This window comes from Jiella pacifica (assembly GCF_010500815.1).
Lineage (GTDB): Bacteria > Pseudomonadota > Alphaproteobacteria > Rhizobiales > Rhizobiaceae > Jiella > Jiella pacifica.
Window position 1 is genome coordinate 110639 of the sequence record NZ_JAAAMG010000009.1, and the last position, 18016, is coordinate 128654.

General features: G+C 66.1%; 13 protein-coding genes. 5 read left to right on the forward strand and 8 right to left on the reverse strand.

All coding sequences use genetic code 11. The features are described from left to right. Positions 1-32: 32 nt before the first annotated feature. The 4 genes from GTK09_RS12830 to GTK09_RS12845 all read right to left on the reverse strand — a co-directional run bounded on the left by GTK09_RS12830 (position 33) and on the right by GTK09_RS12845 (position 3408). Positions 33-233 (reverse strand): hypothetical protein, encoded by a 201-nt coding sequence (locus GTK09_RS12830; protein WP_163463565.1) that lies wholly within the window; start codon positions 231-233, stop codon positions 33-35. Next, positions 233-454: a hypothetical protein gene (locus GTK09_RS12835; protein WP_163463566.1), complete on the reverse strand. Its 222-nt coding sequence runs from the start codon at positions 452-454 to the stop codon at positions 233-235. Before GTK09_RS12835 ends, GTK09_RS12830 begins: the two co-directional genes overlap by 1 nt. A gap of 83 nt (positions 455-537) precedes the next feature. Continuing rightward, positions 538-2058, reverse strand: coding sequence for a Fe-S cluster assembly protein SufB (sufB, locus tag GTK09_RS12840; protein WP_163463567.1), 1521 nt, complete (start codon positions 2056-2058; stop codon positions 538-540). A 132-nt stretch (positions 2059-2190) separates the two neighbouring features. After that, positions 2191-3408 carry a cysteine desulfurase family protein gene (locus GTK09_RS12845; protein WP_163463568.1) on the reverse strand — a complete coding sequence of 406 codons (1218 nt, stop codon included), beginning with the start codon at positions 3406-3408 and terminating at the stop codon, positions 2191-2193. A 190-nt stretch (positions 3409-3598) separates the two neighbouring features. On the opposite strand from GTK09_RS12845, the gene GTK09_RS12850 reads away from it, so the two are divergent. Both GTK09_RS12850 and tyrS read left to right on the forward strand, forming a co-directional pair. Beyond that, the gene (locus GTK09_RS12850; RefSeq protein ID WP_163463569.1) at positions 3599-4273 is read left to right on the forward strand and encodes an alpha/beta hydrolase; all 675 of its coding nucleotides are present in this window, start codon (positions 3599-3601) and stop codon (positions 4271-4273) included. 255 nt (positions 4274-4528) lie between these two features. Further along, positions 4529-5779, forward strand: coding sequence for a tyrosine--tRNA ligase (gene tyrS, locus GTK09_RS12855; protein ID WP_163463570.1), 1251 nt, complete (start codon positions 4529-4531; stop codon positions 5777-5779). A 102-nt stretch (positions 5780-5881) separates the two neighbouring features. On the opposite strand, the gene GTK09_RS12860 is transcribed toward tyrS, so the two are convergent. After that, positions 5882-9082: an AsmA-like C-terminal region-containing protein gene (locus tag GTK09_RS12860; RefSeq protein ID WP_163463571.1), complete on the reverse strand. Its 3201-nt coding sequence runs from the start codon at positions 9080-9082 to the stop codon at positions 5882-5884. Positions 9083-9324: 242 nt separating this feature from the next. Here GTK09_RS12860 and GTK09_RS12865 point away from each other — a divergent pair, with 242 nt between their 5' ends. The 3 genes from GTK09_RS12865 to GTK09_RS12875 all read left to right on the forward strand — a co-directional run bounded on the left by GTK09_RS12865 (position 9325) and on the right by GTK09_RS12875 (position 12163). Then, positions 9325-9801: a peroxiredoxin gene (locus tag GTK09_RS12865; RefSeq protein ID WP_163463572.1), complete on the forward strand. Its 477-nt coding sequence runs from the start codon at positions 9325-9327 to the stop codon at positions 9799-9801. Continuing rightward, a complete protein-coding gene (locus GTK09_RS12870; protein WP_312869830.1) occupies positions 9798-10652 on the forward strand; it encodes a ferritin-like domain-containing protein in 855 nt (284 codons plus the stop codon). Before GTK09_RS12865 ends, GTK09_RS12870 begins: the two co-directional genes overlap by 4 nt. A gap of 119 nt (positions 10653-10771) precedes the next feature. After that, the gene (locus GTK09_RS12875; protein WP_163463573.1) at positions 10772-12163 is read left to right on the forward strand and encodes a M23 family metallopeptidase; all 1392 of its coding nucleotides are present in this window, start codon (positions 10772-10774) and stop codon (positions 12161-12163) included. 110 nt (positions 12164-12273) lie between these two features. On the opposite strand, the gene prfB is transcribed toward GTK09_RS12875, so the two are convergent. From prfB to GTK09_RS12890, 3 genes are all read right to left on the reverse strand, one after another. Continuing rightward, a protein-coding gene (gene prfB, locus GTK09_RS12880) for a peptide chain release factor 2 (RefSeq protein WP_163463574.1) occupies positions 12274-13402 on the reverse strand; the annotation gives its coding sequence in 2 pieces (ribosomal slippage) (positions 12274-13332 and positions 13334-13402; 1128 coding nt in all). A gap of 130 nt (positions 13403-13532) precedes the next feature. Next, positions 13533-15983, reverse strand: coding sequence for a penicillin-binding protein 1A (locus GTK09_RS12885; RefSeq protein ID WP_163463575.1), 2451 nt, complete (start codon positions 15981-15983; stop codon positions 13533-13535). A gap of 326 nt (positions 15984-16309) precedes the next feature. Further along, on the reverse strand, positions 16310-17530 hold the full coding sequence (locus tag GTK09_RS12890; RefSeq protein ID WP_163463576.1) for an N-acetylmuramoyl-L-alanine amidase: 1221 nt from the start codon (positions 17528-17530) through the stop codon (positions 16310-16312). Between the last annotated feature and the right edge of the window lie 486 nt (positions 17531-18016).

Sequence of the window (18016 nt, forward strand, 5' to 3'; positions counted from 1 at the left end):
GTTCGTGTGTGGTCAGTGCAATGCGGTCGGGTTTAGCGGCGATCGGCGTCGTCCGCGGTTCTGATCTCTTCGAGCAGTCGCTGGCGCTCCGCCTGCAGCGCCTCGACTTCGTCGGCGACGATCGGATCAGTCATCGAACCCTGCGCCATCGCCACGGCCTCGCGAGCCTGCTCAATCTGATCCTCGACCGCGCGCAGGCGGGCGTGGCGCGGGTCCGTCGGGTCGGGGGTCATCAGTCTACCAGTTCCAGCCGGCGTTCGATGCGGTCGAGGCGCAATTCCAGGCTGGCGAACCGGTGGTCACTGAGCGTGTTGCTCCCAACCAGACCACCGACATGTTGGCGAATGACGAGCGATTCCGCAGACAGCCGATCGACCTTCTCTTCCAGACGCGCCATTTGCTGGCGCATGGATCGCAAATGTTCGAGGACCAGATTCTCGACGTTCTCGTTCATGGCTTGCTCCTGGCAAGTGACTCCGCCACCATCATCTTAAACCACGTTTTAGACCCGGCCGCGGTAGTCATTCACCGGCCGCGTCAACCCACCGAGCCTTCCAGCGAAATCCCGATCAGCTTCTGCGCCTCGACCGCGAACTCCATCGGCAGCTGCTGGATGACGTCGCGGACGAAGCCGTTGACGATCAGTGCCACGGCCTCCTCCTCCGGGATGCCGCGCTGCATGCAGTAGAACAGCTGGTCGTCGGAGATCTTCGACGTCGTCGCCTCGTGCTCGAACTGCGCCGTGGCGTTCTTCGCCTCGATATAGGGCACGGTATGCGCTCCGCAGTCGTTGCCGATCAGCAGCGAGTCGCACTGGGTGAAGTTGCGGGCATTGGCCGCCTTGCGATTGGCGGTGACCAGACCGCGATAGGTGTTGTTGGAATTGCCCGCCGAAATGCCCTTCGAGATAATCCGGCTCGTCGTGTTCTTGCCGAGATGGATCATCTTGGTGCCACTGTCGATCTGCTGGCGGCCGTTCGACACGGCGATCGAATAGAACTCGCCGCGCGAATTGTCGCCCCGCAGGATGCAGGACGGATATTTCCAAGTGATCGCCGAGCCGGTCTCGACCTGCGTCCACGAGATGCGCGAGTTCTTGCCGCGGCAGTCGCCCCGCTTGGTGACGAAGTTGTAGATGCCGCCCTTGCCTTCCTTGTCGCCCGGATACCAGTTCTGGACGGTGGAATATTTGATCTCGGCATCGTCCAGCGCGATCAGCTCGACGACGGCGGCATGCAGCTGGTTCTCGTCGCGCTGGGGCGCCGTACAGCCTTCGAGATAGGAGACGTAGGAGCCGGCATCGGCGATGATCAGCGTCCGCTCGAACTGGCCGGTGTTCTTCTCGTTGATGCGGAAATAGGTCGACAGCTCCATCGGGCAGCGCACGCCCGGCGGGACATAGACGAAGGAGCCGTCGGTGAAGACGGCCGAGTTCATCGTGGCGAAGAAGTTGTCGGAGACCGGGACCACCGAGCCGAGATACTTCTTCACCAGCTCCGGATGCTCGCGGATCGCCTCGGAGATCGGCATGAAGATCACGCCGGCCTTCTGCAGCTCCTTCTTGAAGGTCGTCGCGACGGAAACCGAATCGAACACCGCATCGACGGCGACGCGGTTGCCGGTCGGCATGGCAAGACCGTTCTCGTCGGTCTCGGGCTCTGCCTGAGGCTTTACGACGCCGGCAAGGATCTCCTGCTCGCGCAGCGGGATGCCGAGCTTCTCGTAGGTGCGCAGGATCTCCGGGTCGACCTCGTCGAGGGAGGCCGGACCGGACATCGACTTCGGTGCGGCGTAATAATGGATGTCCTGAAAGTCGATCGGCGGATAGTCGACGCGGGCCCAGTCCGGGCTCTCCATCGTCTTCCAGCGCTCGAAGGCCTCAAGGCGCCAGGCGAGCATCCATTCGGGCTCGCCCTTCTTGGCCGAGATGAGCTTGATGATCTCTTCGTTCAGCCCCTTCGGGGCGACGTCCATCTCGATCAGCGTCTCGAAGCCGTATTTGTACTGGTCGACGTCGATCTGTCGGACCTGGTCGATGGTCTCCTGGACTGCAGGCATGCGTCTCGCTCCATACTCGCCGGAGTCAAGGTCCGGTGGTCGGGTGATACGATTGGGAAAACTTGCTCCCGCTCGTCAAGATAAGTCTCGAATGGCCGGGTTTTTAGTGCCATTCCAAATAATCGCAAGCGCTCAGGCGGCCGCCGCGGATCTGGTTTTCACCGCCGCCCGGCAGGCCAGCCTCTCATACTCGCAAACGAACCGGTCGAGAGCCCCTTCATCCGTTTCGAGGCCGAAACTGACACGAATCGCGCCGAGCGCCTGGTCGACGTCGAGCCCGGCTTTTGCCAAGGCCGCGACGACATGGCTCGGCCCGACCTTGCCGGACGAGCAGGCCGAACCGGCCGAGACCGCGATGCCGGCCAGGTCCAGCGCGATCTGCGCCGTCTCCGCTTTGACGCCGGGATGCACCATCGCGACCGTATTGGGAAGACGCTCGGCACCCTTTCCCAGGATCATCGCTTGAGGTAGCCGCCGCGTCAGTTCTTCTTCCAGACGCTCGCGCATGGCGCTGAGGCGTGCCACGGTGTCCGTGCCCCGGGCGAAGCAGACCTCCGCCGCAGCGCCGAAACTGGCGATCGCCGGCAGCGCTTCGGTTCCGGCGCGCATGCCCCGCTCCTGCCCGCCGCCGCGCAGCAGCGTAAATGGTCGCGTCGCGAGAGTCCGGAGCGCGATCGCCCCGACGCCCTTCGCCGCCCCCATCTTGTGGCCGGACAGGATGAGCGCGTCGGCGCCCGTGGCTGCGAGATCGACGGCGATGCGCCCGGCCGTCTGGGCAGCGTCGAGCACCAGGACCACCGAATGATCACCGCGCCGTTCCTCGAGCACGGCGCGAATCGCCTCCACCGGCTGGATGACGCCGGTCTCGGAATTCGCCCAGGAGATGGCGAGCATCGCGGGCCCGGCCTTCGCGGCTGCCTCGGCGAAAGCCGCGAGCGCGCCGAGATCGATGACGCCATTCTGATCGACAGGCAGCCGCGTGACCGCCTCGGCTGCGAAACGGCCGCCTTCCCGGGTCGCCGGATGATCGGTCTCAAGAACCGCAACCCGCGCGATCTCCACCGCCTGGCCGCCGATCAGCCAGTGCGGCGAGAGAAGCTGCGTCGCGGCTTCCGTGGCGCCGCTGGTGAAGACGACGTTCTCGGCTGGGATCGATCCGCCGGCCCCGCCGATCAGCCGCGCCACTGAGGCGCGGGCATTCTCGCAGGCCGCGCGGGCCGCCCGGCCCTCGCGATGGGTCGACGACGGATTGCCGAGATCGAGCGCCGCCACCGCCGCCTCCCGGGCTTCGGGCAGCAGCGGTGCCGAGGCGTTGTGGTCCAGATAGATCCGCTCGCGGCGCACGTTCATGTCAACTCGCAGAGGTCGTCTCGTATCGCCGACGCAAATTTCTTGAAATTTCGTCCCCGAAAGGACTAGAAAGCGCCCTTACACGGCAGCGCCAGTTTTGAATTCTTCCAAACTGGAACCTACGGAGGCGGTACGGCTTCGTCAACCGTCGCCAACGTGGCGGCTCCGCCCGCTATCAGAGAGTATCTATATGCCCGAAGTGATCTTCAATGGCCCGGCGGGTCGTCTCGAAGGCCGGTACCAAGCCGCCAAGGAAAAGAACGCCCCGATCGCGATCGTGTTGCACCCGCATCCGCGCTTCGGCGGGACGATGAACAACCAGATCGTCTACCAGCTGTTCTACATGTTCGTGGAGCGGGGCTTCACCACGCTGCGCTTCAATTTCCGCGGCATCGGCCGCAGCCAGGGCGAGTTCGACCACGGCACGGGCGAACTCTCCGACGCCGCCTCGGCGCTCGACTGGGTCCAGAGCCTGCATCCCGATTCCAAGCAGACCTGGGTCGCCGGCTATTCCTTCGGCTCCTGGATCGGCATGCAGCTGCTGATGCGCCGGCCCGAGATCGAGGGCTTCCTGTCGGTCTCGCCGCAGCCGAACTCCTACGACTTCTCCTTCCTCGCCCCCTGCCCGTCTTCCGGCCTGATCATTCATGGCGGCAAGGATCGCGTCGCGCCGCCGCGCGACGTCCAGACGCTGGTCGACAAGCTGAAGACCCAGAAGGGCATCATCATCACCCAGAAGACGATGGAAGAGGCGAACCACTTCTACACCGAGCATACCGACGAGCTGATCGCTGAATGCGCCGACTATCTCGACCGTCGGATGGCCGGCGAACTCTCCGACCCGCGGCCGAAGCGCTTGCGCTGAGGCATTCGCGACATCAGCGCTGCAAGGCAGGACGAGGCAGCGGCCAGGCTGCAAGTCCTGCCAAGAAAGGACCCGCGCGACGGCTGCGGCTTCACGCGTCGCCCGTCATCGCCGCGACCGAGTGCGTGATCCCAGGCATTGCACGACGCGGCCGGGACATCTGGCCTCGTCCCTTCCGCGTCACGCTCCCGACGACAGCATTACCAACGCCTCGCTGCGGCCAGAGGCGACCCCGATCGACAGGACCCCGCACCCATGACCGGTTTCAAGTCCGACTTTCTCTGTACGCTCGCCGAGCGCGGCTTCATCCACCAGGTCTCCGACGAGACCGGGATGGACGAACTTTTCGCCAGGGAGACCGTGACGGCCTATGTCGGCTACGACGCCACGGCGACGAGCCTTCACATCGGCAATCTGATCTCGGCGACCATGCTCTATTGGCTGCAGGAGACCGGCCACCGGCCGATCGCGTTGATGGGCGGCGGCACCTCGATGGTCGGCGATCCGTCCTTCCGCGACGAGCAGCGCAAGCTTCTGACCACGGAAGCGATCGAGGAGAACATCGCCGGCATCAAGAAGATCTTCGCGAAGATCCTGAAATTCGGCGAGGGGCCGACCGACGCGGTCATGGTCAACAATGCCGACTGGCTGTTGAAGCTCAACTATGTCGAGTTCCTGCGCGACGTCGGCCGGCATTTCTCGGTCAACCGGATGCTGTCCTTCGATTCGGTGAAGATCCGGCTCGACCGCGAACAGTCGCTGTCCTTCCTCGAATTCAACTACATGATCATGCAGGGCTACGACTTCGTCGAGCTGTCCCGGCGCTACGGCTGCCGGCTGCAGATGGGCGGCTCGGACCAGTGGGGCAACATCATCAACGGCGTCGACCTCGGCCACCGCATGGGCACGCCGCAACTCTATGCGCTGACGACGCCGCTGCTCACCACCGCCTCCGGCGCCAAGATGGGCAAGACCGCCCAAGGCGCCGTCTGGCTGAATGGAGACCTCTTCAGCCCCTATGATTTCTGGCAGTATTTCCGCAACACCGAGGATGCCGACGTCGGCCGCTTCCTGAAGATCTTCACCCGCCTGCCGCTGGACGAGATCGCCAGGCTCGAAGCGCTCGACGGATCGGAGATCAACGAGGCGAAGAAGATCCTCGCAACCGAGGCGACGGCCGTCGTTCATGGCCGCGAGGCCGCCGAAGAGGCCGCCGAAACGGCGCGCGTGACCTTCGAGGAAGGGGCGCTCGCCGAGACGCTGCCGACCATCACGGTGGCGCGGTCGGAACTTGCGGGCGGCGCCGGGCTCCTGTCGCTCGTCGTCGCGGCGGGTCTTGCCGGCTCCAATGGCGAGGCGCGCCGCCACGTCCAGAGCGGCGCGGTGCGTGTCAACGACGAGACGGTCTCCGACCCGCGCGCAAGCCTCGGTGAGGCTGATCTCAAGGACGGCGTGATCAAGCTCTCGGTCGGGCGCAAGAAGCACGTGCTGGTGCGGCCGCAGTAGACGGAAGCGTCGCCTTAGTCGTCATCCGGAACGCAGCGGCGGAGCGACGGTCCAAACCGTCGCTCCGCCGATAGACGTTCAGCCGCATCCTTCCAACCCCGATCAATACTCGAAGATCCGCCTGAAGATGCCGGGCGCGATCAGCGAGATCGGATTGACGATGAGGGTCGGGTCGGAGAGCATGCCGTCGAGCCGGTAGGTAATGCCGATGAGGCCGCCCTCGCCGCCATTGCCCAGTACGCCGCCGACGAAGGGCAGCGCGCCGAACAGCCGGTTGACGCCGTAGGCCGGCATGAAGGAGCCGGCCATGTCGACCCGGCCGGACGGATCGATGAGCGTGCCGGCGAAGCTCGATCCGAACACCGGCCCGCGAATGATCCCGTCGTCGAGGATCAACCGCCCGCCCTTCCACAGCAAGGTGGCGTAGGCGGTGTCGAAATAGGCGTTGGCGACGGGAAGATCCTTGCCGAGCCGGGCGGCCAGACTGTCGGATCGTTGCTGTGCCGTCCCGACGAGACGCCGCAACCGCTCCTCGTCGACCAGGGTGAAATCGCTCAGCACCACCTGACCGCCATAGGCGCCGTCGCGCGTTCCGAGCCTGGCCTGCAGCCGCCCGCCCTTCATCTTGCCGTAGAAGCCGGAAAAGCGCAGCAACGCGCCGGCGTCTCCCACCTCCAGCCGCAGGGCCGGCGTGTCCCTCGCCGCCGGCTCGAAGATCATCGAGACCGGAGCTCCGGCAATGCTGGCGGCCAGCGAAGCACCCCGGACCCGGTCGCCGCTGGCCTCGTAGCGAATCGCCGCATCCTGGAGCGTCTCGCCGTTGAAGCCGACGAGCTTGTCCGCCGACAGTTCGATGCGCAGCCTTTCCTCGTCGCCGGACTGTTTGTCGCCGTTCTTGCCGAAGCCGGCCTCGAAGGCGGCGAGCATCGGCCGCGCGTCGATGCCGTTCGCGGCGATGCTGATGCCGATGCCGCCTTCGATCCGGGTCAGCCGGGCGGAAACCGAATCGCTGCGATTGAGCGCCAGTGAATTCAGGACCATCGATTTCAGGCCCGCATCGTCGAGCTCGGCCGAACCCGTCGCCGAGAACCCCTCGCCGTCGAGGACCGCGTCGTCGATCCTCAAGACGGGGCCGTCCTGCCTCGCCGAGAAGGTCAGGATCCCCGGCACCCCGGCGCTCTTCGACCAGCCGATCGCCGGCAACGTCATCGCCGCCCTGGTCAGATCGACCCGCGAGGCGAAACCGCTGCCTTGCCGGGTGAGGTCGACGGCGACGGGGCCTTTGACGACCCGCGCCAGCGACGGCGACAGCGCGGCGATCTCGCCATCGTCGAGACGGGCAGAGATCTTCAGCGAGGCATCCCCCACCGGGTCGGGTCCGATCGGTTGCGTGAAGCTGACATCGGCGGGAATGCCGTCGATCCGGCCGGTGAAGTCGCCCATGGCGCTCGCCTCGGCGATCATCGCCGTTCCGGTGAGATCGGTCAGTCGCCGCCCCTCGATCGGCTTCTTGACGTCGACGCCCTTCAGTTCGGCGACGACGGTCCATTTCAGTCCGCTCACGTCGGCCCCCGCTTCCGGCTCATCGCCGAGATGAAAGGCCGTCCCCACCCCGACACGGGCCTTGCCCTCGAAATCCTGGGGCTGCCAGTCCTTCGTGGCGTTGGCGATGATCGGTTCGTGCCCGGCAAGCCGAATGAGGTCGGCGGCGGCGCCTTCGATATTGAGGGACAATGCGCCGTCGACGCCGCCTCCGGCATGCTGGAATTCCAGCGACGAGGGCAGGATCGAAAGCTCCGGCATCCCGACGACGGATCCCGATTCGAGGCCGATCGTGGCGTGGTCGCCGCGATGCCGGACAGAGCCGGATACCTCCGCCAATGGCGGCATGTCGGTGAGGGTGGTGAACGCGCCTCCCTCGAAGCCGAGCCGCAGCTTGAACTCGTCGTCGCGCATCGGCGTGTTGGGCTCGATGACGGCGAGCAACCGCTCGATCGTCAGGTCGAGGGAAATCTGCGCATCGGTGACCACGCCGTCCTTCAGATGCGCCATCCCCCAGCTGCGCGGCCCCTCGGCCAGGAAGAACGGCCAGAAGGCCAGGAGGTCTGCGGCACTCAGTCCCATGGCGGCGACCCGGGTCTCCAGCCTGTCCTGCGCGCCGAGGCCGCCGAGTTCGGCGGTTGCGGCGAGCCAGCCGTCGCCGGTCTCGAGCCGGGCCTCCTGGATGCGAAGCTTGCCCGCCTTGAGATCGACCGTACCGCGGGAAGTCAGCCTTGCCGTCCGCGTCAGAGTGGGCCCGGGCTCGGCGACCACACTCCGAAGACTCGAGACGAGCTGCGTCGAATCCAGCCGGAAGGGAACCATGCCGTCCGCCGCCGCGGCAAGATCGACGGCGCCTTCGAAGACGGCCCTGACGTCCGAGCCGTCGGTGAAATCGGCTGCGATGTCAGCTGCTTGGAGGCCTTCGTTGAACCCGATCGACAGTACGCCGTCGATCCTTTGCCCGTCCCCGTCGGAAAGCGCCGTCGTCGCGACAAGCTTCAGTCGGCGCTCGCCTTTCTCGCCGCTGAGCCCGAGCGAAAACGCCAGTGACGGCCGGGCCGCCGGGCCGATGGTGACGGGAACGTCGATCCGGCTGGTGGAGAGGCTGAGTTCCCGCAGGCCCGGGCCCGCGGCGAAGGGCACCGCCGACCCGGTGACGGCGATCCTCCTCTGGTCGAGTGCGACGGCGGCGTTCAGGCGGAGATCGCCGCCGGCTTCCTTGCTCATCTGCAACCGCTCGACCCGCGGCTCGGCCGGGCCGCTCCCCGCAAGCTGCAGGTTGCTGACGGTGATCGTCTCGATCGGCAGGCCGACGATTTCAGCGGCGGCCCGGTCGAGGCCGGCAAAGATCGCCTCGACCTTCACCGGCCCGACATCCGCTCCCCCCGAAAGCAACGCCGGTTCGATGATGACACCATCGGCGGTGATCGCCTCGGCGGCGAGATCGTCGGTCAGAAGGTCGAAGAGGCTGAAGCCGATGGAAAGGTCGGCGACGGAGCCGAGCGTCGCCCCGGACGCACGGTCGGTCAGGACGACATTGGCGTAGCGCAGGCCGATCTTGCCGGATGGCGCGAATCCGACGCTGCGACCGCCGATCGAAACCGCGACGCCGTCGGGCAAGATCATGGCCGCCAGACGCTCGCTCTGGTCGAGGAGCAGGCGGTTGCCGAAGGAGGTGGCGACAACGAGGGTGATCGTGCCCACGACGAAGACGAGGACGGCGGCGAGCACGCCGCAGGAGATCCCGGCAGCGCGCCTCATGTTTGCGTCCGGCCAAGGGTGTTGGCTGCTTCGCGCGATCCGTCTTCGTCGGGATGAATGTCGTCCATCACCGTCGGTCGGGTCCTCGCCCGCATCGCCCCTGCCTGCATCTCAACAGCTTCCCACCCCACTTTCGCATGGCAGCATGGCCAGGACCCCTCCCGTGCGGTATCGGTCGGAACCGATGTGCCATGCCCCTCCCGGGTGCTCCTTCAATCTTCTCGCGTCGAAAGGATGACACGATGACGATTTCCCTCGGCGACAAATGCCCGGACTTCAACTTGCCCGACGACCGTGGCGAGATGGTCTCGCTCGGTGACCTCCTCGGAAAGCCGTTCGTTCTGTATTTCTACCCCAAGGACGATACCTCGGGATGCACGCGCGAGGCTGTCGATTTCAGCAGCCTGGCTAAGGACTTCGCCGTGGCCGGCGTGGCGGTCTTCGGGGTCTCGCCCGATCCGGTGAAGAAGCACCAGAAGTTCCGCGACAAGCATGAACTGACCGTCCGGCTCCTCGCCGACGAAGAAAAGTCGCTCCTTTCGGCCTTTGGCGTCTGGGTCGAAAAGTCGATGTACGGCCGCAAGTACATGGGCGTCGAGCGGACGACCGCGCTGATCGGGGCGGGCGGCGAAGTCCGGCAGTTGTGGCCGAAGGTGAAGGTGCCGGGCCACGCCGAGGAGGTGCTTCAGGCAGCGCGCCAGCTTTCCGAGACGGCGTGATCCTCGTGGAGGACGCTGCGCCGACCGGAACCGAGGAAAGATTGCCTTCGACGCTGCGCGAGGCGGCGATCGACGCCTTGGCCGCGAGCGACCTCGACGAGAAGGTCCGGCTGACGAATCTCGCCTGCCGCCTGTGGTTCTCCCGGCGGCTCGGCCTCCATTCGGCGACCGACCCCTCCCATCCGGGTAGGCCCGGGCGGCCGAACGAGCCCGAACTCGTCTCGCCGCGCTTCCTCCCGCGCCGCTCGGCCCATACCGAGGAGGGGCGGATCGTCCTCATCCACGCCCTCGCCCATATCGAGCTCAACGCCATCGATCTCGCCCTCGACATCGTCGCCCGCTTTGCCCGCGAGACGATGCCGCGCAGCTTCTTCGACGGCTGGATGACGGTGGCGCTGGAGGAGGCCAAGCATTTCGGCCTGCTCTCCCGGCGGCTCCAGTCGCTCGGCTCGCGCTACGGCGCCCTGCCCGCCCATGACGGCCTCTGGCAGGCCGTCGAGGCGACGGCCCACGATCTGTCCGCGCGGCTCGCCGTCGTGCCGCTGATTCTCGAGGCCCGCGGCCTCGACGTCACGCCCTCGATGATCGACAAGCTCACCGCCGTCGGCGACCTCGATACGGCGAAGATCCTGGAGATCATCTATCGCGACGAGAAGAAGCACGTGGCCATCGGCGCCAAGTGGTTCCGCTTTCTCTGCGCGCGCCAGAACGTCAATGCGGCCGAACGCTTCGGCGTCCTGGTGCGGGAGAGTTTCCGCGGCGACGTGAAGGCCCCGTTCAACGACCGCGCCCGGGCCGAGGCGGGGCTGACGCCGACCTTCTATCGCTCGCTCTCGCCCCGCTCGCGCTGAGCGCGTGGCGATTTCCCAAGGTCGTTGCCAACGAAACATTAACCTTAAGGATTTCTAATCGCCGTCGACGAGAGCCCCTTCGGGCCGCCCCAGAAGCGATCGGGTCGATGCAGGCGAGCATGCTGACGAGCACCTTCGGTAGACGCAAAGAGCCCCACACGGTGATCATCGCCCGGGGCGAGCACGTCCGGCACTTCACCATCTGCCGCACGCGTCTGCTCATGGGATCGGCGCTCGCCGCCGTCATCGTCGCCGCGGCCTTCGCCGCCCCCTTCGGCTACGTCTCCACGGCACCGGACGACACCGGCGTCAGCGAGCGGCAGTGGCAGGTCCGCCACGAATACGAGGAGCGGATCGCGACGCTGCGGGCCGAACTCGACCGGGCGACCAGCCGGCAGTTCCTCGCCCAGAAGATGGTGGAGAGCAAGGTCGACGTCCTGCTCGAGCAGCAGGAGGAACTCAGTGCCCGCTACGAGCGGCTCCGGCCGCTCTTCGACAAGGCGAAGTCTACGGGTCTCCTCGCCGCAGCCGTGCCCATCCCGACGCCCAAGCCCGAGGAGGAAGCCGTCGATCCGGTGGAAATCGAGCCGGCCTCAGATTCCTTGTCGGTGGCGGAAGGCGGCGGCGACGGCGACGGCGAAGTCACCGCCGAAGAGCCGATGGCCGCCCCGGCGGCGAACGCCTTCGCGCCCTCGCAAGATGCCGCCCCGGTCGACTGGCTCGCCCGCCTGCGGGCCGAAGCCGAGCCGGCCCCAGCCGCACCGACCGCCGCCAAGTCGGGGCGCCTAGCCCGAAGACCGGCGGACGTCATTTCCAACGACAGTTTGCGCCGCATCGGCGAGGCGATCAGCGTCGCCGAACTCGGCCAGATCCGACATCTCGAAGCCTTGGCCTCGACCGCCCGCGGCCGGGCCGTGCGCATCTCCTCGGCGCTGGCTGCGGCCGGAATCAAGGTGCCCGGCGGCGATGACGACGGCGAGCGCGCCCAGGGCGGCCCCTACGAGCCGGTGCCCGCCGCAGACGCCTTCGATCAGTCGATCGCCGAACTCGACGAGGCGCTCGACGCCTTGCAGCGCGTCGCCGCCGTGACGAAGACCCTGCCGCTCGACCGGCCGATGCCGGCGCGGATGATCTCCTCCACCTTCGGGGTCCGGGCCGATCCGTTTCTCGGCCGCAGCGCCTTTCATTCCGGCATCGACTTCGCCGAGCCCCGCGGAAGCGCCGTCCGCGCGACGGCGCCTGGCAAGGTGATCAAGGCGGGCTCCTATGGTGGCTACGGCAACATGGTCGAGATCGACCATGGCGACGGCATCACCACCCGCTACGGGCATATGTCGAAGATTTCCGTCGAGGTCGGCCAGACCATCGGCCGTGGCGAACGCGTCGGCGCCGTCGGCTCGACCGGGCGCAGCACCGGCCCGCACCTCCACTACGAGGTGCGCCGCAACGACAAGGCCGTCGATCCGGCGAAGTTTTTTCGCCTCGGGGACCGCATCCGCGAATTCGGCTGAGCTCGAGCGAAACGAGAACGGCCCGGCACCGCTCGCTGCGATGCCGGGCCGTTGACAGTTGAACGATGAAAAACCTCGGCCGACGTCTTCGATGTCGACCTTGCCGCCTCTCAGTCGACGTCTTCGACGTCCACCTTGCCGCCATGGACGCGCTGGGCGAGCGCCGCCTCCATGAAGGCGTCGATGTCGCCATCCAGCACGTCCTGCGGACTGGTGCTTTCGACGCCGGTGCGCAGGTCCTTCACCATCTGGTACGGCTGCAGCACGTAGGAGCGGATCTGGTGGCCCCAGCCGATGTCGCTCTTCGAGGCCGCTTCGGCGTTCGCCACCGCCTCGCGCTTTTCGAGCTCGGCCTCGTAGAGCCGCGCCTTCAGCATGTTCCAGGCAGTGGCCCGGTTCTTGTGCTGCGAGCGCTCCTGCTGGCAGGCGACGACGATGCCGGTCGGGATGTGGGTGATGCGAACCGCCGAATCGGTGGTGTTGACGTGCTGACCGCCGGCGCCCGACGCCCGGTAGGTGTCGATGCGGCACTCCGATTCGTTGACCTGGATGTCGATCGTGTCGTCGACCACCGGATACACCCAGACCGAGGCGAAGGAGGTGTGCCGCCGCGCCTGGCTGTCATAGGGCGAGATCCGCACCAGGCGATGCACACCCGATTCGGTCTTCGCCCAGCCATAGGCGTTGTGGCCCTTGATCAGCAGCGTCGCCGACTTGATCCCGGCCTCTTCGCCTGCATGCTCCTCGAGCACCTCGACCTTGAACTTGGCGCGCTCGGCCCAGCGCATGTACATGCGCTCGAGCATCTCGGCCCAGTCCTGGCTCTCGGTGCCGCCGGCCCCGGAATGGACTTCCAGATAGGTGTCGTTCGAATCGGCCTCGCCGGAGAGCAGCGTCTCGATCTGCCGCTTGTCGACCTCGGCCTTGACCTCGCGCAGCGCCTTTTCGGCTTCCGTGACGATGTCCTGATCACCCTCTTCTTCGCCCATGGCGATGAGGTCGATCGAATCGGCTACCGTCTGTTCGAGGCGCCGGATCGCCGTGATGGAAGATTCAAGCTCCTGACGCTCGCGCATCAGCTTCTGGCCTTCCATCGGGTCGTTCCAGATCGACGGATCCTCCGCCTTCTGATTCAGCTGGTCGAAACGTCTGAGGGAGCGATCCCAGTCAAAGATGCCTCCTCAGCAGGCTTATGGCCTGCTTGATTTCGTCGACCAAGGTCTCGATTTCGGCACGCATGCCGCATTCTCCTTGAAATGGACGAGAGCGCCGTCGGGGATCCGAGGGTGCGGCGCTCTCATTGAAGCACAGGGTCTTAGCGGCGCAGCCGCCGGGCCGTCAACACGCGGCGCCGACACGGAGCGGCTGATCAGAACAGCCCGCCAGCCCCTTGCGTGATCGCCTGTTCGGCCTGCTGGGACACCTGCCCCGTCCCGCCGAATCCGGTGCCCGCGACCTCGTCCTCGCCGATGACCTCATAGCTGTCGGCCGGGCCTGTGCCGGGCTTGAAGGCTTCCATGATCACGTCGGAGCCGGAGCCCGAAGCGCGCATGCCGGTCTTGCGGTTGACGGCGATGAGTTCCATCCCCTCGGGCACCTTGAAGTCCACCGGCTTCTTGCCCTTCAGCGCCTCCTTCATGAAGTCGATGAAGACCGGCGCGGCCATGCCGCCGCCGGTGGCGCCGCGGCCCATCGGCGTCGGGTTGTCGTAGCCGAGATAGACGCCGGTGACGAGGTCCGGCGTGAAGCCGACGAACCAGACGTCCTTCTCGTCGTTGGTGGTGCCGGTCTTGCCGGCGATCGGCACGCCGAGTTCACGGACGCGGGTCGCCGTGCCGCGCTGGACGACGCCCTCCATCATCGAAGTGATCTGGTAGGCGGTCATCGGGTCGAGCACCTGGTCGCGCTCGTCGACGAGCTGCGGCTCGGACTGGCCGTCGTATTCCCGGCTGTTGCAGTCGGCGCAGAACCGCTGGTCGTGCTTGTAGATGGTGCGGCCGTAGCGGTCCTGCACCCGGTCGATCAGCGACGGCTCGATCGAGCGGCCGCCATTGGCGATCACCGAATAGGCCGTGACCATCCGCAGCACCGTCGTCTCGCCCGCTCCGAGCGCCATCGGCAGATACGGCTTCAGGTGGTCGTAGATGCCGAAGCGCTCGGCATATTGCGCGACGAGATCCATGCCCATGTCCTTGGCGAGGCGCACGGTCATCAGGTTGCGGCTCTTCTCGATGCCGAGGCGCAGGGTCGAGGGTCCGGCAAAGCCGCCGCCGTAGTTGGAAGGCTCCCAATAGCCGCCATTGCCGTCGGGCAGCGAGATCGGCCCGTCCATGATCACCGAGGCCGGCGTGTAGCCGTTGTCGAGCGCTGCGGAATAGACGAAGGGTTTGAACGAGGAGCCGGGCTGGCGATAGGCCTGGCTCGCCCGGTTGAACTCCGACTGGGCATAGGAGAATCCGCCGACCATGGCGCGCACCCGGCCGGTCTCCGGCTCCATGACGACCATCGCGCCCTGGACCTTCGGCGGCTGGCGCAGCCGGTAGCCCTCGCCCTCGGCCTTTTTCTCGACATAGACGACGTCGCCGCGCGACAGGACGTCGTCGGCCGCGCGCACCGAGCCCTTCCTGTCCTTGGTGTTCAGCCGCAGTGCCCACTTCATGTCCGACAACGCGATCGTGCCGATCTCGCGTTCGCTGGACAGCGAGCCGGACACCGTCCGGGGCGGTTGCAGTCCAACGCTGACCTGATCGGAGCCGGACTCGAGAACCACGGCGAGCTGCCATTCCGGCACGTCGGACAAGGCGCCGACCTTGCCGAGTTCGGCACCCCAGTCGCTGCCGATGTCGAGGGTGTCGACCGGGCCGCGATAGCCGCGCTGCTGGTCGTATTCGATCAGGCCGTTCTGCAACGCCGCCCGAGCCTCCTGTTGCAGAGTCGGATCGAGCGTCGTGCGCACCGACAGGCCGCCTTCGTAGAGGGATTTCGAGCCGTAACGCTGGACGATCTCGCGCCGCACGTCCTCGGTGAAATATTCCGACGAGGCGAGATAGGTGCCGGAGGGGCGCGGATTGACATCGATCGGCGTCTCCTTCGCCGTCTCCGCCTGGTCCGCGGTGATGACACCGTTGGCCGCCATCTGCGCGATCACCCAGTTGCGGCGGTCGAGCGCCCGGTCGTAGTCGCGGAACGGGTTGTAGTTTTCCGGCGCCTTCGGCAACGCGGCGAGATAGGCGGCCTCGGCGACGGAAAGCTCCGTCACCGACTTGTCGAAATAGGCGAGCGCCGCGGCGGCGATGCCGTAGGACCCCATGCCGAGATAGATCTCGTTGAGATAGAGTTCGAGAATCTTGTCCTTCGAATAGGCCTGCTCGATACGAAGCGACAGGATTGCTTCCTTGAACTTGCGGTCCAAGGTGCGCTCGTTGGTCAGAAGGAAGTTCTTGGCGACCTGCTGGGTGATCGTCGAGGCACCCTGCATCCGGCCGCCCTTGGCCAGCACCATCACGGCCCGACCGACGCCTTCGATGTCGATGCCCGGATGGGTGTAGAAGTTCTTGTCCTCGGCCGAGAGGAAGGCGTTCTTGACCAGATCGGGAATCGCCTGGATCGGCAGGAACAGCCGCCGCTGGGTGGCGTATTCGGCCATCAGCTGGCCGTCGGACGCGTGAAAACGCGTGGTGACGGGCGGCTCGTATTTGGCCAGCACCTGATAGTCCGGCAGCCCCTCCGACATCCGTTCGACATACCAGGCGACGGCGCCGGCGACGAGAATGAAGAGAACGGCGCCAATGCCGAAGAAATAGCCGATCAGCCTGATCATCGAAACTCCGTCCGGACGGTCCCCAAATGTCTCCCGTCCGGGTGTCTGCGAACGGCCGCGTCCGGTCGTCCTGCCCCCGTCGGAACGGCCCTCGCCGTCCCCGCCCCCGATCGACGCCGTGAGACCTCGTCAGCCATGACCGCGAATTGCGGCATCGCCATGGATGAAGGCGATTATTCGGGATTCCGCGTCCGAAACTTGCCGAATTGCCACAGACGGCCGGTCGGCTGTCAAGCTCCACGCAACGCTGAACGCACCGTCGGTGGCCGCATTCTCGCTAAATCCACTGAAAAAGCTGGCGTAAAGCCCTCGCGGGATTGGAAAATTCACTCTTTCGCTTCGGCCGCCTTCAGCGCCTCCGCCTTGCCGCCGCGAAAGAACTGGATGACCGATTCGGCGATGGCCATGCAGATCTTCCGCCGCCATTCGTCGTTCTTCAGAAGCTTCTCGTCCTCCGAATTGGACAGAAAGCCCATCTCGATCAGCACCGACGGCACGTCCGGGGACTTCAGGACCCTGAATCCCGCCGAGCGCTTCGGCCGGTTGATGAGGTCGATCTTGCGCTTCGAAAGATCGGTCACGAGAGCCGCGGCGAAATGCTCCGAGAAGCTCACCGTCTCCCGCCGGGTGAGATCGAGGAGGATGTCGAAGACCTCGGGCGAGCTCTTCTGGAATCCCTCCGGCGCGAAGCGGTCCGCGGCATTCTCGTTCGCCGCGATCTGCCGGGAAAGATCGTCGGACGCGTCCTCCGAAAGGGTGTAGACGGTAGCGCCCCGCAGCGACTGGTAGTGGATGGAATCGGCGTGGATCGACAGGAACAGGTCGGCGCCGTGCCGGCGGGCGATCTCCGCCCGGTCGTCGAGCGGAATGAAGCTGTCGTCGTTGCGGGTGAGCTCGGCAGCGACGCCGGGATAGCCGTTGAGGATATCGCGGAGCATCCGCGCGCTCTCCAGATTGATGGTCTTTTCCATCGTTCCGGAGGGCGACACCGCCCCCTTGTCCTCGCCGCCGTGGCCGGGATCGATGACGATCGTCAGGCGCCTCTCCGCGGCCTGGTTGCGGTCGGCCTTCTTGGCATCGGGCCCAGGCTTCGTTGTGGCGGCGACTTCGCCGGACGGAGCCGGTGCACTGCTGCCGTCGCCGTCCCTGATGGTCAGTTCGACGATGTCGCTGCCGCCCTCGCTCCGCTCCGACAGCGTGCCGACCGCCGGCGCCTTCAGGCGGAATATCACCCGGTAGCGGTCGGCGGTGACGAGGCCGTGCCGAACAGCCGCGACCAACGGGTTGTCGGGCAACGTGTCGAACGGCACCGCCGGAACGGCGCCCTCGAAATCGACGGCGATACGATCCGGATTCTCCAGGGCGAAGCTGCGCACCTTGGTCTTGCCGGTCAGGGTGAAGCGCACCGCAAGGCCGCCCTCGCTGGCCGCCGGCTCGATCTTGGTGATCACCTGTTCGTCCGCAGCCCTTGCCGAAATGGCGCCCAGCACGAACGGGAATGAAAGGACGAGTGCGAAGACGAGAGCCGAGAGGCGGCCGGTGGTCATTCCAACATCCCCCTTGATTCGTGTTGCCCGCCTTGGCGGCGCGGAGCCGCACGGGCGCAGTGCCCTCCCGGACGATGCCGAGGCAGTATCACATCGGCGAGCGGTCCGAGACGGGGGGACGACGCCAGGCCGCAGATTTGAAGTCAGTGGCGAAGACAGCCTCTGCCGACGGGCATCCGTTTCGATGGCCGACCGAAAGTGGAAACGGCACGGAGACGTGCATTGCGCGTCCATCCCTCGCCGGCCCCATCGCTCACCCGTCTCTGCAGGCAAGTTCACGACGACGTCCGAGACGTCTAGGCGACGAGGCTTGCCCGGGGCTCGCCCGGCGGCCGCCAAACTTGCCTCTCGACGCCTTCCGAACAGGCAGTACCCTTGTCATGATCAATAACCCGTCATAAAAGCAGGAACGAGGTTCTAGGTGGCAGGGAATCGCTCCTCGCCGGCAAGAGGTTCGGACGCCATTGCGGGCGACGTCCGTGGTGG